The 21035-nt window shown below is 61.3% G+C and carries 25 protein-coding genes; 15 read left to right on the top strand and 10 right to left on the bottom strand.

Translation table 11 applies throughout. The annotated features are described in order from the left end of the window. Nucleotides 1–55 precede the first annotated feature (55 nt). The 4 genes from BSY240_RS02755 to BSY240_RS02740 all read right to left on the bottom strand — a co-directional run bounded on the left by BSY240_RS02755 (nt 56) and on the right by BSY240_RS02740 (nt 3058). Nucleotides 56–262 (bottom strand): helix-turn-helix transcriptional regulator, encoded by a 207-nt coding sequence (locus BSY240_RS02755; RefSeq protein ID WP_069041331.1) that lies wholly within the window; start codon nt 260–262, stop codon nt 56–58. Nucleotides 263–429: 167 nt separating this feature from the next. Beyond that, nucleotides 430–1602, bottom strand: a complete 1173-nt coding sequence (locus BSY240_RS02750) for a tyrosine-type recombinase/integrase (RefSeq protein WP_069041330.1) — start codon at nt 1600–1602, stop codon at nt 430–432. A gap of 328 nt (nt 1603–1930) precedes the next feature. Next, complete coding sequence (locus BSY240_RS02745) at nt 1931–2530, bottom strand: dioxygenase family protein (RefSeq protein WP_069041329.1); 600 nt, start codon at nt 2528–2530, stop codon at nt 1931–1933. Between the two features lie 84 nt (nt 2531–2614). Beyond that, the gene (locus tag BSY240_RS02740) at nt 2615–3058 is read right to left on the bottom strand and encodes a nuclear transport factor 2 family protein (protein WP_069041328.1); all 444 of its coding nucleotides are present in this window, start codon (nt 3056–3058) and stop codon (nt 2615–2617) included. 192 nt (nt 3059–3250) lie between these two features. Here BSY240_RS02740 and BSY240_RS02735 point away from each other — a divergent pair, with 192 nt between their 5' ends. From BSY240_RS02735 to BSY240_RS02715, 5 genes are all read left to right on the top strand, one after another. Beyond that, nucleotides 3251–3634, top strand: coding sequence for a winged helix-turn-helix transcriptional regulator (locus tag BSY240_RS02735; RefSeq protein ID WP_083229539.1), 384 nt, complete (start codon nt 3251–3253; stop codon nt 3632–3634). A gap of 194 nt (nt 3635–3828) precedes the next feature. Continuing rightward, on the top strand, nt 3829–5127 hold the full coding sequence (locus BSY240_RS02730; RefSeq protein WP_069043803.1) for an efflux RND transporter periplasmic adaptor subunit: 1299 nt from the start codon (nt 3829–3831) through the stop codon (nt 5125–5127). 8 nt (nt 5128–5135) lie between these two features. Then, on the top strand, nt 5136–5852 hold the full coding sequence (locus tag BSY240_RS02725; protein WP_069041327.1) for an ABC transporter ATP-binding protein: 717 nt from the start codon (nt 5136–5138) through the stop codon (nt 5850–5852). Then, nucleotides 5842–7047 carry an ABC transporter permease gene (locus BSY240_RS02720; RefSeq protein WP_069041326.1) on the top strand — a complete coding sequence of 402 codons (1206 nt, stop codon included), beginning with the start codon at nt 5842–5844 and terminating at the stop codon, nt 7045–7047. The genes BSY240_RS02725 and BSY240_RS02720 overlap by 11 nt, the downstream gene beginning before the upstream one ends. 122 nt (nt 7048–7169) lie before the next feature. Continuing rightward, complete coding sequence (locus BSY240_RS02715) at nt 7170–7511, top strand: hypothetical protein (protein ID WP_150127382.1); 342 nt, start codon at nt 7170–7172, stop codon at nt 7509–7511. 8 nt (nt 7512–7519) lie between these two features. On the opposite strand, the gene BSY240_RS02710 is transcribed toward BSY240_RS02715, so the two are convergent. After that, a complete protein-coding gene (locus tag BSY240_RS02710) occupies nt 7520–8239 on the bottom strand; it encodes a phosphodiester glycosidase family protein (RefSeq protein WP_236759305.1) in 720 nt (239 codons plus the stop codon). 195 nt (nt 8240–8434) lie between these two features. On the opposite strand from BSY240_RS02710, the gene BSY240_RS02705 reads away from it, so the two are divergent. After that, entirely contained in the window at nt 8435–8965 is a 531-nt protein-coding gene (locus BSY240_RS02705; protein ID WP_069041325.1) for a GNAT family N-acetyltransferase, read from the top strand. Nucleotides 8966–9075: 110 nt separating this feature from the next. Here BSY240_RS02705 and BSY240_RS02700 read toward each other — a convergent pair whose 3' ends face one another. After that, entirely contained in the window at nt 9076–9780 is a 705-nt protein-coding gene (locus BSY240_RS02700; protein WP_069041324.1) for a 4Fe-4S dicluster domain-containing protein, read from the bottom strand. 98 nt (nt 9781–9878) lie between these two features. Beyond that, the gene (locus BSY240_RS02695; protein ID WP_069043801.1) at nt 9879–11444 is read right to left on the bottom strand and encodes a trimethylamine methyltransferase family protein; all 1566 of its coding nucleotides are present in this window, start codon (nt 11442–11444) and stop codon (nt 9879–9881) included. A gap of 271 nt (nt 11445–11715) precedes the next feature. Here BSY240_RS02695 and BSY240_RS02690 point away from each other — a divergent pair, with 271 nt between their 5' ends. Next, nucleotides 11716–12417: a corrinoid protein gene (locus BSY240_RS02690; protein WP_054151315.1), complete on the top strand. Its 702-nt coding sequence runs from the start codon at nt 11716–11718 to the stop codon at nt 12415–12417. 24 nt (nt 12418–12441) lie between these two features. Here the strand turns inward: BSY240_RS02690 and BSY240_RS24480 are convergent, their stop codons facing one another. Then, nucleotides 12442–12576 carry a hypothetical protein gene (locus tag BSY240_RS24480; RefSeq protein WP_256367284.1) on the bottom strand — a complete coding sequence of 45 codons (135 nt, stop codon included), beginning with the start codon at nt 12574–12576 and terminating at the stop codon, nt 12442–12444. 50 nt (nt 12577–12626) lie between these two features. Next, complete coding sequence (locus BSY240_RS02685) at nt 12627–12788, bottom strand: hypothetical protein (RefSeq protein WP_054151314.1); 162 nt, start codon at nt 12786–12788, stop codon at nt 12627–12629. Between the two features lie 38 nt (nt 12789–12826). On the opposite strand from BSY240_RS02685, the gene BSY240_RS02680 reads away from it, so the two are divergent. Then, nucleotides 12827–13453, top strand: a complete 627-nt coding sequence (locus tag BSY240_RS02680) for a DUF1638 domain-containing protein (RefSeq protein WP_150127381.1) — start codon at nt 12827–12829, stop codon at nt 13451–13453. A 27-nt stretch (nt 13454–13480) separates the two neighbouring features. Here BSY240_RS02680 and BSY240_RS02675 read toward each other — a convergent pair whose 3' ends face one another. After that, a complete protein-coding gene (locus BSY240_RS02675; RefSeq protein WP_150127522.1) occupies nt 13481–13594 on the bottom strand; it encodes an entericidin in 114 nt (37 codons plus the stop codon). Nucleotides 13595–13872: 278 nt separating this feature from the next. Between BSY240_RS02675 and BSY240_RS02670 the strand changes: the two genes are divergently transcribed. From BSY240_RS02670 to BSY240_RS02640, 7 genes are all read left to right on the top strand, one after another. Next, on the top strand, nt 13873–14520 hold the full coding sequence (locus BSY240_RS02670) for an exopolysaccharide biosynthesis protein (RefSeq protein WP_054151311.1): 648 nt from the start codon (nt 13873–13875) through the stop codon (nt 14518–14520). Nucleotides 14521–14522: 2 nt separating this feature from the next. Continuing rightward, nucleotides 14523–15308 carry a formyl transferase gene (locus BSY240_RS02665; RefSeq protein WP_069041322.1) on the top strand — a complete coding sequence of 262 codons (786 nt, stop codon included), beginning with the start codon at nt 14523–14525 and terminating at the stop codon, nt 15306–15308. A 108-nt stretch (nt 15309–15416) separates the two neighbouring features. Beyond that, complete coding sequence (locus BSY240_RS02660; protein WP_006727754.1) at nt 15417–15719, top strand: virulence factor; 303 nt, start codon at nt 15417–15419, stop codon at nt 15717–15719. Further along, on the top strand, nt 15712–16311 hold the full coding sequence (locus tag BSY240_RS02655; protein WP_069041321.1) for a methylenetetrahydrofolate reductase C-terminal domain-containing protein: 600 nt from the start codon (nt 15712–15714) through the stop codon (nt 16309–16311). The genes BSY240_RS02660 and BSY240_RS02655 overlap by 8 nt, the downstream gene beginning before the upstream one ends. Nucleotides 16312–16313: 2 nt before the next feature. Further along, nucleotides 16314–17411 carry a methylenetetrahydrofolate reductase gene (locus BSY240_RS02650; RefSeq protein WP_069041320.1) on the top strand — a complete coding sequence of 366 codons (1098 nt, stop codon included), beginning with the start codon at nt 16314–16316 and terminating at the stop codon, nt 17409–17411. A 69-nt stretch (nt 17412–17480) separates the two neighbouring features. Continuing rightward, on the top strand, nt 17481–18455 hold the full coding sequence (locus tag BSY240_RS02645; protein WP_069041319.1) for a methyltetrahydrofolate cobalamin methyltransferase: 975 nt from the start codon (nt 17481–17483) through the stop codon (nt 18453–18455). A 109-nt stretch (nt 18456–18564) separates the two neighbouring features. Further along, the gene (locus tag BSY240_RS02640) at nt 18565–20598 is read left to right on the top strand and encodes an ASKHA domain-containing protein (protein WP_069041318.1); all 2034 of its coding nucleotides are present in this window, start codon (nt 18565–18567) and stop codon (nt 20596–20598) included. The last annotated feature ends 437 nt before the right edge of the window (nt 20599–21035 follow it).

Here is a 21035-nt window from a genome sequence, read left to right as displayed (position 1 = left end):
GTCGGCAAGCAATCGGTCTGTTTGGCGACCGTCCGATTGCTTGCCGGCGTTTCGTTCAGGCGGAGCCTTTGCAGCCATATTCCGATGTTGATTGGAAGCTTTGCGCCTCAATCCAGGCTTCGAGATCCGAAGGCCTGTAAGCCACCCGCCGTCCAAGCTTGATGGACCGGGGCGATACTCCCGACAGCCGCATCTTGGCGAGTGTCGAGGGGGAGATATTCAGAATGCTTGCGGCCTGTTCGGCGCTGATCAGATGATCCATAGAGATTCCTTTTTCGAGGTCTCGCCTGGGAGGGCTTTAACGACCTGACTCTATAGGAACTCAGAGGAAAAATCATCTCACTCCGTCATGCGAACACGCTTTTCCCCAAGCAGAAACGCATTTCTTGGAGAAAATCGACATGCACAATTCTTTATGTTGCTTTGCACCTAAGCATTGATGACGCGAAGCTTTGGCAAAATATCGATCCTGCTTCCGATCAGACTTGCCGCATGCTTCATCGGATCATCTGCAAGATGCGCGTACCGTGCCGTTGTCTGGGGCTGGGAGTGGCCAAGCAGCTTCCCAATCATCGGAAGGGACATGCCGCTTGCAACCGCGATCGACGCGAACGAGTGACGCAAGTCGTGAATACGCAAATCCGGGAAGCCGGCCCGCTTTCGAATGGTGCTCCAAGGTTTCTGCAGGTTGACGAGCGACGAGCCCTTCTTTTGACCGCAAATGATATACGGATTGCCTTCCAGGCGCGGGATCGAATCCAGCACCTGCAAGGCCGGTGCACTGAGATAGATCGTCTTGGCACCCGTCTTTGAATCCGGCAAGCGGATGCACCCAGCACCAGAATCGAGCCAATCCCACTGCGCCGACAAGATCTCATTCAAACGGGCACCCGTCAGGATCAACAGTCGCACGGCAGCGATGACATAGGGGCTCGCAGAACCCTCCGCCTCTACCTCGCTCAGAACCTCACCGAGCTGCGCGATTTCAGCTGGAGAGAGGAAACGCTCCCGCTTGCGCTCCCTGTAGAGTTCGACATGCAGCGCCGGATTGGTCAGGTCCGGTCTAAACCCGTTTCTTTCGCACCAATTGAAAAACTTGCGGAGAACAGCTAGCAAACGGTTCGCTTGGTATGGCGTGGCTGAGAGGCTGTTGTGCAACTGAGCGACGTTCGCCCGCGACACCTCCGTGATTGGCATGCGACGAAGGCGGGCCGGGACAAGCTTGGTAATGAGGCGCCTGTATTCGGCGGAGGAACGGCCCTTCAGCTTCGACTCCGCATGCTCCTTCAAAAACTGATCCAACAGATCGCCTGTGAGGGATGCCTCCCGCTTAGCAATGCGCTTCGCCATGGGATCTTCACCCCGCGCCACGCTTCGCAGTGCTGCCTGCGCAAGCGAACGGGCTTGATCAGGTGTGATCGGGCCGAATGCCCCCAGCGTCATGCGCCGGGACTGGCGACCAACCCGGTACTGCAGAATGAACACCTTCTTGCCGGCTGGCGTCACTTTCAAACCGTAGCCAGTGAGTTCGTCATCCCAGAGGAAAGCATCCTTAGCGGATGGTGCTGCTGCCTCGACAAGACGCTTGGTGATTTTGGGCATTGAATACCTGCTTACTAGCTCGATCCAGTAAGCATATAGTAAGCGAACGTGGCGGAATCCGCAAGAATCTCGGTGAACCTCGCGGCTCTTTTATCTTTGTTTTCCATCATATCTGTCGACATTACAGATGGCACCCGCTATCTCCGTGAAAGCCGGACGATCAAACTTTTAATCAGTAGGTCCAGGGTTCGAATCCCTGCGCTCTCACCACTCCTCGAAAATCTATGGCGACGCGATTACGCCCACTATCCGCTAGACCACCTTACCCACGTCTCAAGGCCATCGGAATACTACCAAGCCTTGCATCCCGTCGTCTGTGACACGGCGGCTAGACTGGCTCGATGTAAAATGTCGGTGCCGGATAGAGTGCCGGTCTCTGGTCGCGCAGGACGCGCGCGGTGCGATGCGGCCGTGTGCCGGGCCCCGTGTCGAGATAGTGTTGGGTTACCAGCGGGCGGAAGCCGTCGGCCCTGATCCAGTAATGGATATGCGGTGGTCGAGGCCAGTATTCCGCCGGAAATACCGAAAGAACATCAAATCTGCCCTGAGAATCAGCGATCACGGTGCCGCGCAGATCGATCTGGTCATCGCGAAAATCGCTATAGTCCCCGCTTTCTTGCGGGTGATAGCGACCTCGACCATCCGTCTGCCATAGTTCTAGCCTTGCGCCAGCAACCGGCACATCCGGGTCCGCCGCGTTCATCACCTGGCCTGCGATCCGCATCACCTCCCCCGGCTTGCCAAAGCGGTTCAGATTGCGAACTACGGGGGTGTTGCTGATGTAATAGGGGCCCTCCATGTCGTCGGAGGTCGGGATCATGGCCTCCTGTGCTTTGGCCCAGGAGACCGACAGGCCAAGGCTGGCCGGCACCATGGCGGCAAATTTCAGAAACCTGCGGCGGGCGGGGGCCTTCCTCTGGTCGGTCATGGTTTGTCTCCTGTCGTTGAGGCGGCCGGCAACCACCGGCTCGAAAAGGCAGTGGGCCGAGGGCCGCAGCCCCCGCCACCAGGCTCATTTCATCGGTTCGAACATAGGCAGGCCGGAGGCGGTTTCCAGCACCTCGTCCTGGCCGACATCCCAATGTTCTGCGATTTTGCCATTCTCGACGCGGTAGATGTCCACGACGATCAGCGGCGTTGGTCCCCAGCCGGTATAGCGACCATGGATGGCCACCAGATCGCCTTCGGCGATCACCATGCCGATTTCATAGGTCATGTTGGCCGGCATGTCCTTCAGCGCCTCCTTCAGCACCGCGCTGGTCGAGGCAAGACCCGGGTTACGCTGCATGTAGCTGTCGGCCCAATAGCGGTCGATCGCGGTCAGATCCTTCTTGGAAAATAGCTCCGTGACAGCCTTCACGACAAAATCCTTGTTGGATTCTTGCGCCATGGCGGTTCCAGCAAGGGATGAAAAGGTGAGCGCGAGCGCAAGCGCGCCGGTTCTGAGAAGGGACATGGAAGATTCCTATTTTTAAGGTTTCACGAGCGAGATCAAGCCGGCACCGAACCGATTGGGAAGCGCAAGACAGAGCGTCACAACAAGTAAGTATCCGTTCGATACCAACGTCCTATTTGTAATGTTGCAATTGATAAAGGAGGCACTTTTTGGTAACCGTGCCAAATCTGATCAGGAACCCGTGAGGACGTCGTGATTATAGAAGACTCGTCAGAGACCCCCGGCATTTCGCTTGACCCGGCGACCTGTCCCGTCCGCCATGTGCTGGACGGCGTCAGCGACAAGTGGTCCATCTTGGTCATGGCGGCGCTGCATCTTTCGGCGCGCCGTTTCTCGGAATTGCGTCGCGACATCCCCGACCTATCGCAAAAGGTGCTGACGCAGACGCTGCGAAAGCTGGAACGAGACGGGCTGATTGAACGCATCGTCACTCCAACGGCCCCGCCGCGGGTGGATTATCTGCTGCGCCCTTTGGGTCAGAGCCTGTTCGCTCGATTTTCCCCTCTCGCCACCTGGGCGATTGAGCATCGAGCCGAGATAGACGCCGCCCGGTCTATGTATGATGCACGGAAATAGCCGGTCAGGCCGACCATATGCTCAGCCTCCAGCACTCATCTGAGAGCAGTTGCCGCACCTCCCACCAACCTTACCAATGTTTCACTGTCCTTTCCGCCGCGAAGGTCTATCTGCATCAATAGGGAACCCGTCGCCACTTGACCCCGATCAAGGGCGACGGCCCGAGCTTGGGCCATGGTCCCGGCAAAGTGAGAATGCAGTGTGACGGAGCAGACGTGAGCGAAGACGTAACACCGGAGAACTCGGCCGAAGCCGAGGAACTGAAAGCGATCCTGGCCAATGCCGCGCGGCCAAAGCGGCGCTGGGGTCTGCGCGTTTTTGTCATCCTCGCCCTCGCTGGTCTCGGCTACGGCGCCTATCTCTGGTCGGCCGGTGGCACGACGGTGAGCTATACGACGTCGGAGCTGAAACCTGGCAATCTGACGGTAATCGTCACCGCCACCGGGTCGGTCGAGCCCACCGTTCAGGTCGACGTTTCCTCGGAACAATCAGGCACCGTGCGGGAGGTACTGGTCGACTACAACAGCGAGGTGAAAAAGGGCGACGTCCTGGCGCGCCTCGATACAGACAAGCTGAATGCCGATCTGAAGGCCAAGGAAGCTGCGCTTGCCTCTGCCCGTGCCTCCGTTTCCAAGGCTGAGGCCGACGAGCAGTCCGCCAAGGCCAAGCTCGACCGGCTGACCACGCTGGTCTCCAGCCGAGTCTCCACCCAGCAGGATCTCGACACCGCCGAATACACCTTCCAGGCCGCATCTGCCGCGCGCCAGAGCGCAGACGCCGATGTCATCTCGGCACAAGCTGCTCTCGAACAGGCGAATCTGTCGCTCTCCAAGGCGACCATCGCGTCGCCGATCGACGGCATAGTTCTCTCGCGCAATGTTGATCCCGGCGCCACAGTGGCAGCCTCGCTGGAGGCGCCGACACTCTTCACCATCGCGGGCGATCTCCGGGAAATGGAGCTGCAGGTCTCTATCGACGAGGCCGATGTCGGGCAGGTCGCCGTGGGTCAGACCGCCACCTTCACTGTCGATGCCTTTCCCGATCAGCGTTTCCCGGCCGAGATCACCTCGATCCGCTATGCGTCCGAAACGGTGAACGATGTCGTGACCTATAAGGGCATCCTGTCCGTCGCCAATGACGAGCTTCTGCTGCGCCAGGGCATGACGGCGACCGCCGACATCGTCGTCCAGTCGGTCGAAGACGGCCTGCTCATTCCCAATGCCGCCTTGCGTTACTCGCCCCCCGCCACGCAGACCGAGACCGCCGAAGGCGGCAGCGGCGTCTTCAGCCTGTTTCGCCCACCACGCATGGCACCCGCCAGCGCGCCTGAGCCGACGGGCAGCGAACGCACCATCTGGCTGTTGCGTGAGGGTCAGCCGGTCGCCGTCAACATCGAGATCGGTTCCTCCGACGGGCAGAATACGGTGATCGTCAAGGGCGACGTGAAGGAAGGCGACCGGGTGATCACGGATCAGACGGTTCGCAACGGTTGAGGCACAGGATGGCAGTGGCTCCACTCATCGAATTTCGCCAGATCTCCCGCATCTATGGCCGCGGCGAAGCAACCATCCGCGCGCTGGACAGGGTCGACCTGACAATCGCACGGCATGAATTCGTCGCGATCATGGGCCCTTCCGGCTCGGGCAAATCGACCGCCATGAACATCCTCGGCTGCCTCGATGTGCCGACCTCCGGCCAGTACCTCTTTCAGGGCATCGACACGACGGGCTTCGACCGAGCGCAGTACACGTTGCTGCGCCGTCACATGCTGGGCTTTGTCTTCCAGGGTTTCAACCTGCTCGCCCGCACCTCGGCCGTCGAGAATGTCGAACTGCCTCTGGTCTATCGTGGCATGGATGCCCGTGAACGGCGAACCCGCGCCTTGACCGCGCTGTCGCAAGTCGGTCTGGCCGGCCGTGAGAACCACACGACCCAGGAACTGTCCGGCGGCCAGCAGCAACGTGTGGCCATTGCCCGGGCGATCGTCACCAGCCCATCCGTGCTCCTGGCCGACGAGCCGACCGGCAATCTCGACACGAAGACCAGCCGCGAGATCATGGAACTGATCACCGGCCTCAACCGTGACCACGGAATAACCGTCATCATGGTCACCCACGAAGACGATATTGCAGCCTATGCCAAGCGCACGCTGCGTTTCGTCGATGGCCATATCCAGTCCGACACCCATGCTGGAGCGGAGGTCGCCGATGTTCTTTGAGACCCTGAAGCTCGCACTCCGCGCCATCCGCCGCAATCTGTTGCGCTCCTTCCTCACTGTGCTCGGCGTCGTCATCGGCGTCGCCGCCGTCATCGCGATGGTGACGATCGGCAACGGCACCACGGCTCAGGTCACGGCGGAAATCTCCAAGCTTGGCACCAACCTGCTCTTCGTCCGCCCCGGCCAATTCGGCCCCGGTCGCGCGGCAACCGATGCCAAGAAGTTCACCATCCGGGACCTCGACGCGATCCGCGAGCAGATCCCGGGCCTGCGCGCCGTGGCCGCCATCAACCAGTCCAGCCAGACGGTGGTTTTCAGCGGCCAGAGCCGGCAGACCACGATCATCGGCTCGGGTAACGATTATCTCGTGGCCCAGAACTGGGAACTCGCCTCCGGCCGTAGTTTCCTGCCATCCGAAGAGCGCGGCGGACAGGCCGTCTGCATCATCGGTGAGACGGTGCGCTCCAGGCTGTTCGGCTCGACCCCGGCCGTCGACCAGACCATCCGCGTCGGCAATGTCGCCTGCCAGGTGATCGGCCTTCTCGACAAGAAGGGGCAAAGCGGCATGGGCAGCGACCAGGATGATGTCGTGATGATGCCGCTCAAGGTCTTCCAGCGCCGCATCGGCGGCTCGACGGATATCTCCAGCATCATGCTCTCGGCCGAAGACGGCGTATCCACGGCAAAGGTGCAGGCCGATGTCGAACGCCTGCTGCGCGAGCGCCGCAAGATTATTGCTGGTCGCGACGATGATTTCACCGTCAACGACATGACCCAGATGGCAGCGACGCTCACCGGCACCACGACGCTGATGACGGGCCTGCTCGGTGCGGTCGCCGCCGTCTCGCTGCTCGTCGGCGGCATCGGCATCATGAACATCATGCTGGTGTCCGTCACCGAGCGAACGCCCGAGATCGGCATCAGGCTGGCGATTGGCGCAGTCGAGCGCCAGGTGCTGATGCAGTTCCTCGTCGAAGCGGTCACGCTGTCCGTCTTCGGCGGCGTGGTTGGCATCGCACTCGGCCTTGGCATTGCTTATACCGCCGTAACGCTGATGTCGGTCCCCTTTGTCGCGAGCCCCTCGATCATCCTGCTCGCCTTCGCTTTTTCGGCCGCCATCGGCATGGTCTTCGGCTATTTCCCCGCCCGCCGCGCCGCGCAGATGAACCCGATCGACGCGCTCCGCCACGAATGACGGCCGGTCCCGGAACTGCGCGACCAGCTTGGGGCAAACTTGGCATGCTGTAGCTTGACCTAATGGATGCGCGGCCCGGCTATGCGTTCATGAGTATTTTGACCAGCAGAGGGAGTAAGCCCATGTCCGCCTTTCCGGACCGCGACACCGTCGCCGCCAAGATCGCCTCTATGCAGGAGCCCGACCAGGCCTTCCTGAAGCTCATCTTCGAAAACCCGGCCCAGGACGATGCCTTGCTTGAAGGTCTCTACGTCTATCTCGAGATCGCCTCGGAATCCCGGTTTCTGAATTCGTTGAAGCTCGAGCGCAATGGCGAGTGGATCGGCGCGAATGCCCCGGCTCGCCTGCAGATCCGCCTGATGGAGGCCGCCCGTTCCAGCCAGCACCCGGCATTTGCCGCCTTCCGCACCGGTCTCAATCGTTCCGGAGGCCTCGAGCGCGCCTATCCCAAGGCCGCCGTCTGACCCCAGTCTCACTGCGGGATCGGCATGCTGACCGAGAGGATCGGCCCCATGGGGAACAGCCGGTCCATCCGCTTTTCTTCGGCGATGAACACGCTTGAAATCGTGCCGTCGAGGTAGAGTGCGTTTGCGCAACCGAGCCTGTCGCGAAACAGGCGGGCGAAATCGTAAAACCGTACCGGTACCCGCGACACCACCATGTGCACCTGCCCCTCGGCATCGACGCCGATGCCGTTGCGGATCTTGAAACTGTCGCTATCGGCCAGAAACCGCGGATGCAGTCTGCCATCGATGACCAGCATCGGGCCGGACTGCGTGCCGAAGTCGGGTGTCAGTCCGCTGGCGACGAAGGCCTTGGTCTCCATCACCGATGCCTCGCCGTCCTTCATCAGAAAAACACCGTTCGGCAGCAGGTGAAAATTCCCCCATCCACCGCCCGTAATGGCGGGTTTAAGCACCTTGCCATATTCGGCGAAGTAACCGACCGGCGACAGATCGTCGTGATACATGCCGGCATTCATCGCAAATGTCAGCACGCGCCGCTCTGCCCAAAGCTGGCGCCTTAGGCTCGCAAACCCGCCATAGACCTGCCCCTCGGGTGAGGCCAGATGCAGCCTTATCTCGTCGCGTGCAGGATCGAACCGGCAGGCAAGATAGCGGGCATCCCCGTCGATGAGGTCCTCGCAAGCCGCTAGCGCCAGCGACGGCAGGAACAAACATGCAATAAGCACGATCGATTTCAGACAGTAACGCACGCGGGACCCTCGGTGGAGAGAACCTCATGGCGGTGATTCCGGGCTTTGTGAAGGCTTTCTGATTGCATTACATCTTGGACAACCAAAAATTACAGTATTCATAAATGCAATCTTTTCTAGGCAACTATTCCACTTAGAACACATGCACCGAACTTATAGATCGAGGTGATCATGAGCTGCATAGAAGGCCAACGTCTCCGCCTGCGCGCCGCGACCGCAGATGATGCTGAAGCCCGCTTTTCGTTGGGGCACAGCCCGGACATTGTTCGAATGTTCGGGGTAAGCCAAGCAGATCGTAGAGCTATGACCCGGGAAGCGGCAAAAGCCTGGGCTATCGGCCAGTCGAATGACCCTTACGCCTGGATTATTGAAGTCGGTGGACGGTTAATCGGCGAAATCAAACTCCACACTATAAACACTGTTGATCGCCGGGCCTCCATGGCGATCGCGATCTATGACCGCCAGTTGCTCGGCAAGGGCTTTGGAAGCGAGGCAATCCGCCTGCTTTTGCACCATGCCTTCACGCAACTGAACCTTCACCGGATTGCAGTGCGTGTTCTTGCCTATAATGAGCGAGCCATAAAGGCCTACCAGAAGTGTGGATTTGTGGTTGAAGGACGAGAGCGAGAGACCGCGTTCGTCGACGGCGTCTGGCATGACGACCTGATGATGGGCATCCTTTCCAAGGAATATCATCGGTAGTGCCAGGACATTTCGCCGAAGCAAAAACGAAAATAGACTTCTAGTCGTCTTGCCACCCGACCGGTGCTGTTTGAAAGCGCGCCGGCCGATACCGGGCCTCGTTCTCGCCATCATCCCGTCAGCGTCAGAGCCTGCATGTGAAACTTGAGCTGGGCGTCCGGGTAGCGGTGCCCATCACCGACAGCACAGGCATTGCGGGCGAGACAACCCGACGCCATGCAACCACCCTGCCCTTCAGGGCTCGCCAGATGCGCGCGGCATGCCGCCACATCGAACCCGTCCAGCGAGATGGCGCCGACAGGGCATGTCGACAGGCAAGGTTTGTCGCGACAGGTCTCGCAGGGCTGCGGCCCGGTCACAGGCCGTTCCTCCTGTGCTTCGTCCCAGTTGCGAAACAGAAGCGCCCCGCGATAGCTGTGCCAGAGACCGAACTGCGGATGGATCAGGATCCCGAGCGGCGATGCTTTCAGTCCCTCGGCCCGCATCGCCCAGCGCTGGAAGGGTTGGTAAGGCGGATCTGACGGATAGCACGCTTCCGCCTCGATCTCGCCTGCGACCTGATCGATCACCAGCTTTGACCATCGGTCGAGCGGATCGGCGCCACCATGGTCGGCTTGCGCCATCCGCCAGCGCTCGAAATGCGGCCACATTGCACCACCCATGACCCCGATCAGGAGAGCGGCCTTTGCCGGCGCGCCGTCGGCAAGCATCGGCACCTCGTCTTGCCCTCCGAAGTGAACAAGTCCGCGCGGCGCAAGTCCATGCGCAGCGAACCGCGCCTCGAGACTGTGCACAACGAATGAAGGGCCGCTCATCGCGGCCCCTCGATCTTGTAATGGGGTCGCCAGACCTCCTCTTGGATCATGTCGGCAACCTGGTTGGCTCCGCCTTGCTCCCTGGCAACGGGACCCTTTCAAGTGAAGGCGTCAGGCATCGAATTCTTGCGGCTTGCGATGAAAGCAAGCAGCGCCTCGTCGATATCAGGATCGAGCGCCGGCGCCTCGTAAGCGTCGAGCCAGGAGCGGCAGAGCACATTGGCGCGATCCTCGATCCGCTTGCGACCTTCGATTTCCCACTGCTCGAAAGAGTTGTTGTCGGCGAGCGCCGAGCGGTAGAAGGCCGTCTGGAAATTCGCCTGCGTATGGGCGCAGCCCAGATAGTGCGCACCCGGACCCACTTCGCGGATGGCATCCATCGCCTGACCGTCTTCGGTCAGATCGACGCCCTGTGCCATCTTCTGCATCATGCCGAGCTGGTCCTGGTCGATCATGAACTTCTCGTAGCAGGCAGCAAGACCACCCTCGAGCCAGCCGGCCGCGTGCAGGACGAAATTGGCACCGGCAAGCAACGTCATGTTGAGCGTATTGGCGCTCTCATGGGCTGCCTGCGCATCCGGAACCTTCGACGCACAGAGCGAGCCGCCCGTACGGAAGGGCAGACCCATGCGCCGCGCGAGCTGGGCAGCTCCATAGGACACCAGTGCCGGCTCCGGCGTACCGAAGGTCGGCGCACCCGACTGCATCGAGATCGAAGCGGCAAACGTCCCGAACAGCACCGGCGCACCCGGACGGATGAGCTGGGTGAACGAGGCACCAGCCAGAACTTCCGCCAGGATCTGCGTCAGCGTGCCCGCAACCGTGACCGGGCTCATTGCGCCGGACAGAATGAAGGGCGAGATGACCGAGGCCTGACCGTGACGGGCATAGACCTTGGCCGCGCCGAGCATGGTCTCGTCGAAGACCATCGGCGAGTTGGCGTTGATCAGGTTCAGCATGACGCAATTGTTTTCGACGAACTCGTCACCGAAGACGAGCTTGGCCATCGCCACCGAATCTTCCGCCCGTTCCGGTGCCGTGACCGAGCCCATGAACGGCTTGTCGGAATATTTGATGTGGCTGTAGACCATGTCGAGGTGACGCTTGTTCACCGGAATGTCGACCGGTTCGCAAACCGTGCCGCCCGACGAATGCATCGATGGCGCCATATAGGCCAGCTTCACGAAGTTGCGGAAATCCTCGAGCGTCGCATAACGGCGAACGCCTTCGAGATCGCGCACGAAAGGCGAGCCATAGACCGGCGCAAACACCGTGGCATTGCCGCCGATCTGCACGCTGCGCTCGGGATTGCGCGCATGCCAGGTGAATTCCGACGGGGCCGTCTTCAAGAGTTCGCGGCACAAACCCTTCGGGAAATGCACGCGTTCGCCCTTCACGTCGGCGCCAGCCTGTCTCCACAGCTCCAACGCTTCTGCGTCTTCACGGAATTCGATGCCGATCTCTTCGAGAACGGTGTCGGCATTGCGCTCGATCAGCTCCAGGCCTTCCTCGTCGAGGACCTCGTAGGTTTTGATCTTGCGGGTGATATAGGGCATCGACGGACCGGCACCGCCGCCGCTGCGCGATGCCCTGCGGGCCGCAGCCCCTCGTCCTTCGCCGCGTTGGCGGCGGCCTGCTCCCGGTTCTGCCGTGATGTCGTCCATGTCTGCTTCCTCGCTCGAGCGCTCGTCCGCGCTGCTTCTCTCCTCCATTATGCTATTCCAATCCGCATGTGAAACCATCCTTTATGCGCCAACCGCTTGCGTCTCACAGACATCGCCTTTTGGGCATACTAGTCCCGGACCGTCGCTTTTCAGGGTTGCCACGTCGTAATCGAAAAGAGTTTTTCACGAACTTGAGGTTTAACTTTCGATCGGGCAGTCTCATGCCCGGCGCGACCGGAATCGCGTTTGAAAAGAAGCGGGAAGCACCACCATGGCCGAAGACGACATCATTCTTTCCGAACTCTCCGATGAAGAGCTCGTGCAGCAGATGCATGACGACCTCTATGACGGCCTCAAGGAAGAGATCGAGGAAGCGACACGTATTCTGCTCGACCGTGGCTGGGCACCCTACGACATCCTCACCCAGGCACTCGTCGAAGGCATGCGCATCGTCGGCATCGACTTCCGCGACGGCATTCTCTTCGTGCCGGAAGTTCTCCTGTCCGCCAACGCCATGAAATCAGGCATGACGATCCTGCGCCCGCTGCTCGCTGCAACCGGCGCACCGAAGCAGGGCAAGATGGTCATCGGCACCGTCAAGGGCGACATCCATGACATCGGCAAGAACTTGGTCGGCATGATGATGGAAGGCGCCGGCTTCGACGTCATCGACCTCGGCATCAACAACCCGGTCGAAAACTATCTGGAAGCCCTGGAACGCGAAAAGCCGGATATCCTCGGCATGTCGGCACTTTTGACCACGACCATGCCCTACATGAAGGTCGTGATCGACACGATGAAGGAAAAGGGCATTCGCGACGATTATGTCGTGCTCGTCGGCGGCGCGCCGCTCAACGAGGAGTTCGGCAAGGCTGTCGGTGCCGACGCCTATTGCCGCGATGCCGCTGTCGCCGTTGAAACGGCCAAGGAATTCATTTCCCGCAAGCACAACAGTATGGGTGCTCGCGCCTGAGGTTGAGAAACAGAGAAGCCGGCCTTAGAGGCCGGCTTCTGCGTAAACGTCGTCCTGAGGGGCATTCGCCATGGATTGCCATGCGACATGCCCTCCGGCGTACAGGATGGCCGCCATCATGTAGATGGCACTGGCCTTTGCAATCGTCGTGAGCGTCATGCTCCCTCTCCTGTTACAGCGCCGCTCAGGGCCTTGCCTCGCCTCGGTGGTTAGCGCGAAGCCGCAGCGTCGACGTTGCGGCCCGCAGACTGCGTCGCGTCGACGGTGTTGGCGGCATCCTGGCCAACGCCACGGATCGTATTGCCGCAGGACGACAGTGCGAAGACGGTGAGAACGAGGACTGCGCCGGCTGTCAGTTTTTTCGCCATCATGTTGATGTACCTTCTGTATGGGTGACGAGTGGAATGCGATGGAACAACGCGCCAAATCAAAAAAGGTTCACGTGATTGCGTGCGGAGCGATTGCCCGCGAGATTCTGGCCGTCAAAGCCCTGAATGGCCTTGAGCATCTGACGTTGGAATGTCTGCCCGCCATCTGGCATGTCTGGCCGGAGAAGATCGCACCGGCGCTGCGCGAAAAGATCGCTGAAGCCCGCTCTGCCGGCCATGACAACATCTTCATTGGTTATGCCGAATGCGGCACTCAAGGCGAAGTTGACAGAATCTGTCGCGAGGAAGGCATCGAGCGCCTGTCTGGGCCTCACTGTTATGCCTTCTTCACCGGCACCGAGAAGTTTCTCGCTGAATGCGAGACCGAATTTACCGCATTCTACCTGACCGACCTGATTACCCGCCAGTTCGAGGCCTTCGTCATCGAACCCCTGAAGCTCGACCGGCACCCCGAACTGCGCGACATGGTCTTCGGCAATTACACGAAGATCGTCTACCTCGCCCAGACCGAGGACGCCGAACTGCAAGCCAAGGCGAAATGGGCGGCAGACTATCTGAAGCTGGACTACGAATACCGCTTCACAGGCTACGGCGATCTGCAGCCTGAACTGGTTGCGGCAGCACTCGGCGAGGCCCCGGCCGCCTGATCATCTCAAATTTGGGTGACCCCTGCGTTAGCGCACCGAATTCGCAACGCTGCGACCGGCATCCTGCGTCGCGTCGACCGCATTGCCGAGATCATTGCCAATCCCGCGGATGGTGTTGCCGCAAGAGGAAAGGCCGAACATGATGGCGATGATGAGGGCGCCGACACCTGCAAAGCGCTGAGAAAAAACAGTCATCCTGATTCCCCGTCTGATCGATATCCGACGTCTTAGGTGCCCAGCACATGCGGAAAAATCAAGGCAGCGGCTTACGTCGATGATCAGATAACTCGACCTTTCGCTCTTCACTCTCCCTTCACCATTTGCAAAAGCGTGACCGTGTCACCGATCCGCTTTAATTTCCCTGTAATCTCCCCTTGCGACACTGCCAGTCAGGTCAACAAAGAACCAAGAGAAAACGAATGACCGACAGGGCGGAAACATGGGTGGCAGGTCTTGCCACCGCGCGTGAACACAAGCATCCCGAAAACCTCTCAGATCTTCTGGTCCGGTTGGCCCGCACGACGGACCGCAAGGTGACGATCCGCGACATCGCGATCGCGCTGCAGGACCGCTCCTTCGGCGCCTTCCTTCTGGTCTTCGCGCTTCCGAATCTCGTGCCGATGCCACCGGGTGCCACCTTCATCCTGGGGCTACCCTTGATCTTCGTCGCCTGGCAGATGATGGCCTCTCCGGGCGGGCGTGTGTTCTTTCCTCGTGTCGTGAGCGATTACGGCGTCGAGCCGCAGACCTTCGAGGCAATCGTCAAGCGTCTGGTTCCCTGGATGCGCTGGGCCGAAAAGCTGGTAGTCCCACGCTTCTGGCTGTTCGAGAGCCGCTTTGCCGAACGGCTGATCGGCGTGTTCGCGCTGATCCTCGCCATCGTCGTCTTCCTGCCGATCCCGCTCGGAAACTGGCCTCCGGCCTTTGCGCTGGCAGTCCTCGGTTTTGCCCATTCCCAGCGTGACGGTCTCGGTGTCGTCGCCGGCTGTGTGATCGGAGTGCTTTCTCTCGTCGTCGCCGCCTTTGTCGTCTACACCGCCGTGGCCGTTGTCGCGCTCGTCGTATGATGATGGAGAACGCAGCCGAACCGGAACCCCGCCGCGTAGTCGTCATGACCGCCGGCGGGCTCAATCCGATTATTGTCATCCAGCATCTCGCCAAGGCCGGCATGGATGTCCACGTTCTCCTGGAGAACCCGGAGGGAAAGGGTGAGATCACCCGACGTCGCGCACGGAGATTGGGCTGGATTGCAGCGCTCGGCCAGCTTGGCACGATGATCGCCGCCCGCCTTCTGCGCCGCCTTGCGGATCGCCGTGTCGAGGCGCTGCTGGCCGAACATGATCTGGACCGCACACTGCCCGACACTGTCCCGATCCATCCGGTCACCTCGATCAACGCCCCGGAGACGAAAGTCCTCGTCGAGCAGTTGAAGCCCGGCGCCATCCTGCTCGTATCGACCCGCTTGATGTCGGCGCGTCAGCTCGCCGCCATGCCCTGCCCGGTCATCAACCTGCATGCCGGGATCAATCCGAACTATCGCGGCCAGATGGGCGGCTACTGGTCGCTGCGCGAAAACGACCCGCAAAATTTCGGCGCCACCCTGCATCTCGTCGATGCCGGAACGGATACCGGCGGCACGCTCTACGAGGTCCGCACGAAACCCGCATCATCAGACTTCATCTCCACCTATCCCCTTCTGCTGACCCTTGCCGCTCTGGACATCACCCGCCAATCGATCGACGACGCGCTCGACGGCCGCCTCGCCCCCATCAAGCCGCAAGGTCCGTCCGCCCTGCGCTTCCCACCCACTCTCTGGTCGTGGATCTGGTGCGGTCTCACGCGCCGAATCTGGTAAAAACATCAGGACTCATGGCAGCGTCGTTTTTGGCGACAAGCGACGTCGTGAAAAGCGCAGTCCGGCGAATGCCCCCCGTGCATTCTGGCACCAAAGGGAGAGAGTGGCATGGCAGACAAGATCGTCGTTTACTGGCGGGATATTCCGGCCCAGGTGATCGTCAAGCAGGGTCGCAAATCGGCCAAGCGCGAGCTCTCGCTGCGCTTCACCGAGGCGATCGACATGGCCGCGATGCGCACTGGCGCTGCGGAAACCGACGCCTATCTCGCCGACTGGCGCAAGGCCGATCCGGTCCCTGTCGGTGACGACCTCGAAGCCGAGGCCGAAACCGCTGCCGCTGAAATCGAAGCCGCTTACGACAAGGCCCGCCTCGTGGCGCTTGTCCATGCCGGAGGCCGCGACAATGGGTGAACCTGTTCTCGTGGATCCCGGCCCGCCAAAAAAGGGCAATGCCGCTCCCGCAGCCAAGGCCAAGACCGGTGCATTCACGCCGGCAGGCGTTTCGCCCAACCGCCGCGCCCGCCGCTCCTATACGATCCGCCTCTGGGCCGTGCGCAATTCCCGTTTCCTCGAATGGTTCTACCGCAACTTCGCCAATGCCTTCCTCTTCCTCCATCCGGTCTGGAAGAAGCTCGGTTACAACAGGGTCGAAACGCCGATCACCTTCGTCGAGCGCAATGTGAAGGGTCTGCTGTTCGACTGTCGCATGTGCGGCCAGTGCGTGCTGTCTTCGACCGGCATGTCCTGCCCGATGAACTGTCCCAAACAGCTGCGCAACGGCCCCTGCGGCGGTGTACGCGCCAATGGCAATTGCGAGGTCGAGCCCGACATGCCCTGCGTCTGGGTTCAGGCCTGGAACGGCTCGCGCAACATGGTGGCCGGCGACGCGATCCTGAAAGTGCAGAAGCCGGTCAACCAGTCGCTGCGCGAGACATCCTCCTGGCTGCGCGTCACGGCGGAAGCCGCCGCCGAGCGCGAAAAGAACACGGCAAAGGAAGCCTGAGCATGGCCCATATCGATGAAAATCCGCTTGGGGTCCACCTGCCGCTCGATCCCCTGCCCGGCCATTCCTCGCTCGGCCGACTGGAGCGCGTCCTGCGCCGCGGCGAATTCGCCGTCACCGCCGAACTCAACCCGCCTGATAGTGCCGACCCGGAAGACGTCTATGAGCGCGCCAAGGTTTTCGACGGCTGGGTCGACGGCATCAACGCGGTCGATGCCTCCGGCGCCAATTGCCACATGTCCTCGGTCGGCATCTGCGCGCTTCTGACCCGCATGGGTTACGCCCCGATCATGCAGATCGCCTGCCGCGACAAGAACCGCATCGCCATTCAAGGCGACGTGCTTGGCGCTGCCGCCATGGGCGTCGCCAACATCATGTGTCTGACGGGCGACGGCGTGCAGGCCGGCGACCAGCCTGGCGCCAAGCCGGTCTTCGACCTCGACTGCATGTCGTTGCTCGAAACCGTCCGCACTATGCGCGACGAATCGAAGTTCCTGTCCGGCCGCAAACTGACCAGTCCGCCCAAGGTCTTCCTCGGCGCCGCGATCAACCCCTTTGCCCCGCCTTATGACTTCCGCCCCTATCGCCTCGGCAAGAAGATCGAGGCCGGCGCCCAGTTCGTCCAGAGCCAGTATTGCTTCGACGTGCCGATGTTCCGCGACTACATGGCGAAGGTCCGCGACCTCGGATTCCACGAGAAATGCTACATCCTCGTCGGCGTCGGTCCGCTCGCCTCGGCCAAGACGGCCAAGTGGATCCGCTCCAACGTCCCGGGCATCCACATTCCGGACCATGTGATCGCCCGCCTCGAAGGCGCACAGGACCAGAAGAAGGAAGGAAAGCAGCTCTGCATCGACATCATCAACGAGGTGAAGGAGATCGAGGGCGTCTCCGGCGTGCATGTCATGGCCTATCGCCAGGAGGAATATGTCGCCGAAATCGTCCATGAGTCGGGCATCCTGAAGGGCCGCCGCCCGTGGAAGCGCGAGCACGGCCGCGCCGACGACATCGCTGCCCAGCGTATGCGCGAAATCGGCGCCGATCCGGTCCAGGACCAGCAGACGCTCGCAGGCCTTGCCGCCAATACCCAGCCCCATTGATTTTCCCCGGCTCTTGCCGGCACACCCCATTCCCGCCGTGCGAGAGCCGGCACCGACCGGAGGACTGAAATGACCCGCACCATCGTCGCATCCGCCACCAAGGAAATCATCATCGGTTTCGACCAGCCCTTCTGCGTCATCGGCGAGCGCATCAACCCGACGGGTCGCAAGAAGCTTGCTGCCGAAATGCAGGCCGGCAATTTCGACACGGTCATCAAGGATGCGCTGGAACAGGTCGCAGCCGGCGCCACCATGCTCGACGTCAATGCCGGCGTCACCTCCGTCAATCCGAACGAGACTGAGCCCGGCCTTCTGGTCAAGACCATGGAAATCGTCCAGGGCCTCGTCGACGTGCCGCTCGCGATCGATAGCTCCGTCACCGCCGCCATCGAGGCAGCCCTGAAGGTCGCCAAGGGGCGTCCGCTGGTCAATTCGGTCACCGGCGAGGAGGAAAAGCTCGAAGCCATCCTGCCGCTCTGCGCCAAGTACAATGTCCCGGTCGTTGCCATCTCCAACGACGAAACCGGCATCTCCCAGGATCCGGACGTCCGCTTTGCCGTCGCCAAGAAGATCGTCGAGCGCGCCATGGATTACGGCATCAAGCCGCATGACATCGTTGTCGACCCGCTGGTCATGCCGATTGGCGCCATCGGTTCGGCCGGCCTGCAGGTCTTTGCGCTGGTCCGCCGTCTGCGCGAAGAGCTGAAGGTCAACACCACCTGCGGCCTCTCCAACATCTCCTTCGGCCTGCCGCATCGTCACGGCATCAATGCCGGCTTCATCCCCATGGTCATTGGTGCCGGCATGACCTCTGCCATCATGAACCCCTGCCGCCCGCAGGAAATGGAAGCCGTCCGCGCCGCCAACGTGCTCAATGGCACCGACGAGAACTGCTACAACTGGATCAAGACCTACCGCGACTACAAGCCCGCCGAAGGCGGCGCCCACGCAGCCCCGGCCGCTTCCCCCGCCTCAGCCTCGACCGGCGGCGGCCGCCGCGGCGGCCGTGCCGCGCGTGTGGGCGGTGGCGCACCGACGGAGTGATCGAAGCACCACTCTCCCCCATGTGGGGGAGATGTCACGCAGTGACAGAGGGGGGTAAAACCTCCGCACAACAGATGAGGGAGACGTCCCTCGAAACCGAAAGACCAGAATGACCGACGCAACCGATCCCCTCGTCCTCTTCATGCCCTCCGGCAAGCGTGGCCGTTTCCCCATCGGCACCACAGTGCTCGAAGCCGCGCGCACGCTTGGCGTCTACGTGGAGAGCGTTTGCGGCGGTCGCGCCACCTGCGGGCGTTGCCAGATCGAGGTCCAGGAAGGCCAGTTCGCCAAGCACGGCATCACCTCGTCGAACGACCATATCTCGCCGGTCGGTCCGAAGGAAAAGCGCTACGCCGAGGTCCGCACCATCCCGGAAGGCCGCCGCCTCTCCTGCTCGGCCACCATCCAGGGCGATCTCGTCGTCGACGTGCCGCCGGATACGGTCGTCAATGCCCAGGTCATCCGCAAGGCCGCGACCGACCGCACCTTCCCGCGCAATCCGGCCATCCAGCTATGTTATGTCGAGGTTGACGAACCCGACATGCATAAGCCGCTTGGCGATCTTGACCGCCTGAACCTGATGCTGGAAAAGGACTGGGGTTTCAACGACATCCTCGTCGCTCAACATCTCCTGCCGGATGTCCAGAAGACCTTGCGCAAGGGCAATTGGGGCGTCACCGCCGCTATCCACCGCGACCTCGACACCTCGCGCCCCAACATGATCGCGCTCTGGCCGGGGCTGCACAACGAGGCCTATGGCATCGCCTGCGACATCGGCTCGACGACGATCGCCATGCATCTCGTCTCGCTTCTGTCAGGCCGCGTCATCGCCTCCTCCGGCACGTCGAACCCGCAGATCCGCTTCGGCGAGGATCTGATGAGCCGCGTCTCCTATGTGATGATGAACCCGGATGGCCGCGAGGCCATGACCAAGGCCGTCCGCCAGGCGATCAACGATCTGACCGTCAAGGTCTGCGCGGAAGCCGGCGTCGATCCGAATGATATCCTCGACGCCGTCTTCGTCGCCAATCCGATCATGCACCACCTGTTCCTCGGCATCGACCCGACCGAACTCGGCCAGGCGCCCTTCGCGCTTGCCGTCTCCGGCGCCGTGCACACCTGGTCGCGCGAGATCGATCTCGCCATCAATCATGGGGCCCGCGTCTATTGCCTCCCCTGCATCGCCGGCCATGTCGGCGCGGATGCAGCCGGCGCCACGCTTTCGGAAGGCCCGCACCGCCAGGACAAGATGATGCTGATGGTCGATGTCGGCACCAATGCCGAGATCGTGCTTGGTAACCGTGAGCGCACCGTTGCCGCCTCCTCCCCCACGGGCCCCGCCTTCGAAGGTGCCGAAATCTCCTGCGGCCAGCGCGCCGCCCCCGGCGCCATCGAGCGCGTCCGCATCGACCCGGAAACACTGGAACCCCGCTTCAAGGTCATCGGTGTCGAGCAGTGGTCCGATGAAGAGGGTTTTGCCGAGGCCGCGGAAAAGACCGGCATCACCGGCATCTGCGGCTCGGCGATCATCGAAGTCGTCGCCGAAATGTATCTCTCCGGCGTCATCTCCACCGACGGCGTCGTCGACGGCGGCATGGCCGCGAAAAGCCATAGAATTCTCGAAAACGGCCGCACCTTCTCTTACCTGCTGCATGACGGCGCCCAGAAGATCACCGTCACCCAGAACGACGTGCGCGCCATCCAGCTCGCCAAGGCCGCCCTTTATGCCGGCATCAAGCTCCTGATGGAAAAGCTCGAAGTCGAGACCGTCGACACCATCCGCTTCGCCGGCGCCTTCGGCTCCTTCATCGATCCGAAATACGCGATGGTCTTGGGCCTCATCCCCGATTGCGAGCTCGAAGAGGTCAAAGCCGTCGGCAACGCCGCCGGCACAGGCGCCCTGATGGCCCTCCTCAACCGCGACTACCGCCGCGAAATCGAGGAAACCGTCACCCGCATCGAAAAGATCGAAACAGCCCTCGAGCCGCATTTCCAGCAACTCTTCATCGACGCCATGGCCCTGCCGAACAAGGTCGATCCCTTCCCGAAGCTTTCGGCAGCCGTGACGCTGCCGGAGCGCAAGGTGCTGGCGGACGGCGATGGCGAGGGTGGTGGCCGGAGACGGCGGCGGTCGAGGGAGTAGTAGGGTGGGGCGTGTTCAGGTTCTACTGCGTCAGAGTGCAAGTAGACTGCAGCAGCGTAACTGATTGCCTGGGACTAACGACGGTGGGGTCGCCATCCTCGCGGCATTACTGGTGTGAACGCTACATCATCCGGCCCCATCCCCTGTTTGAGCCGGGCATAGAACAGAGCCTCGCTTACTCCGTTTGATGCCGCAACCGGCCACGCTAATCGTCCATCATTAAGGAACGTCGATAGCTTCAGAGACGGTCGCTGAGGCGGTGATCTTCGCTGCCGAGTGGGCGCTGGATGGGTTGCCGCCTTCTGGCCGGACCACCGCATGCTAAGCCGGAGGTAGAAGACCTCAAGCGTCACGCCGTTGGCTTCAGCCACCGGCCACGCTAATCTTCCGTCATCCATAGTAATCCGAAAGTGAGGTAGCCTAGGATCATCAAAAGC

The organism is Agrobacterium sp. RAC06 (assembly GCF_001713475.1).
Lineage (GTDB): Bacteria > Pseudomonadota > Alphaproteobacteria > Rhizobiales > Rhizobiaceae > Allorhizobium.
This window is presented reverse-complemented; position numbering and strand designations above follow the sequence as displayed.

Bases quoted from the DNA above. Each gene is read 5' to 3' on its own strand.
- BSY240_RS02755 (WP_069041331.1), bottom strand. From the start codon at position 262: ATGGATCATCTGATCAGCGCCGAACAGGCCGCAAGCATTCTGAATATC.
- BSY240_RS02750 (WP_069041330.1), bottom strand. From the start codon at position 1,602: ATGCCCAAAATCACCAAGCGTCTTGTCGAGGCAGCAGCACCATCCGCT.
- BSY240_RS02745 (WP_069041329.1), bottom strand. From the start codon at position 2,530: ATGACCGACCAGAGGAAGGCCCCCGCCCGCCGCAGGTTTCTGAAATTT.
- BSY240_RS02740 (WP_069041328.1), bottom strand. From the start codon at position 3,058: ATGTCCCTTCTCAGAACCGGCGCGCTTGCGCTCGCGCTCACCTTTTCA.
- BSY240_RS02730 (WP_069043803.1), top strand. From the start codon at position 3,829: ATGCAGTGTGACGGAGCAGACGTGAGCGAAGACGTAACACCGGAGAAC.
- BSY240_RS02725 (WP_069041327.1), top strand. From the start codon at position 5,136: ATGGCAGTGGCTCCACTCATCGAATTTCGCCAGATCTCCCGCATCTAT.
- BSY240_RS02720 (WP_069041326.1), top strand. From the start codon at position 5,842: ATGTTCTTTGAGACCCTGAAGCTCGCACTCCGCGCCATCCGCCGCAAT.
- BSY240_RS02715 (WP_150127382.1), top strand. From the start codon at position 7,170: ATGTCCGCCTTTCCGGACCGCGACACCGTCGCCGCCAAGATCGCCTCT.
- BSY240_RS02705 (WP_069041325.1), top strand. From the start codon at position 8,435: ATGAGCTGCATAGAAGGCCAACGTCTCCGCCTGCGCGCCGCGACCGCA.
- BSY240_RS02700 (WP_069041324.1), bottom strand. From the start codon at position 9,780: ATGAGCGGCCCTTCATTCGTTGTGCACAGTCTCGAGGCGCGGTTCGCT.
- BSY240_RS02695 (WP_069043801.1), bottom strand. From the start codon at position 11,444: ATGGACGACATCACGGCAGAACCGGGAGCAGGCCGCCGCCAACGCGGC.
- BSY240_RS02690 (WP_054151315.1), top strand. From the start codon at position 11,716: ATGGCCGAAGACGACATCATTCTTTCCGAACTCTCCGATGAAGAGCTC.
- BSY240_RS24480 (WP_256367284.1), bottom strand. From the start codon at position 12,576: ATGACGCTCACGACGATTGCAAAGGCCAGTGCCATCTACATGATGGCG.
- BSY240_RS02685 (WP_054151314.1), bottom strand. From the start codon at position 12,788: ATGATGGCGAAAAAACTGACAGCCGGCGCAGTCCTCGTTCTCACCGTC.
- BSY240_RS02680 (WP_150127381.1), top strand. From the start codon at position 12,827: ATGGAACAACGCGCCAAATCAAAAAAGGTTCACGTGATTGCGTGCGGA.
- BSY240_RS02675 (WP_150127522.1), bottom strand. From the start codon at position 13,594: ATGTTCGGCCTTTCCTCTTGCGGCAACACCATCCGCGGGATTGGCAAT.
- BSY240_RS02670 (WP_054151311.1), top strand. From the start codon at position 13,873: ATGACCGACAGGGCGGAAACATGGGTGGCAGGTCTTGCCACCGCGCGT.
- BSY240_RS02665 (WP_069041322.1), top strand. From the start codon at position 14,523: ATGGAGAACGCAGCCGAACCGGAACCCCGCCGCGTAGTCGTCATGACC.
- BSY240_RS02660 (WP_006727754.1), top strand. From the start codon at position 15,417: ATGGCAGACAAGATCGTCGTTTACTGGCGGGATATTCCGGCCCAGGTG.
- BSY240_RS02655 (WP_069041321.1), top strand. From the start codon at position 15,712: ATGGGTGAACCTGTTCTCGTGGATCCCGGCCCGCCAAAAAAGGGCAAT.
- BSY240_RS02650 (WP_069041320.1), top strand. From the start codon at position 16,314: ATGGCCCATATCGATGAAAATCCGCTTGGGGTCCACCTGCCGCTCGAT.
- BSY240_RS02645 (WP_069041319.1), top strand. From the start codon at position 17,481: ATGACCCGCACCATCGTCGCATCCGCCACCAAGGAAATCATCATCGGT.
- BSY240_RS02640 (WP_069041318.1), top strand. From the start codon at position 18,565: ATGACCGACGCAACCGATCCCCTCGTCCTCTTCATGCCCTCCGGCAAG.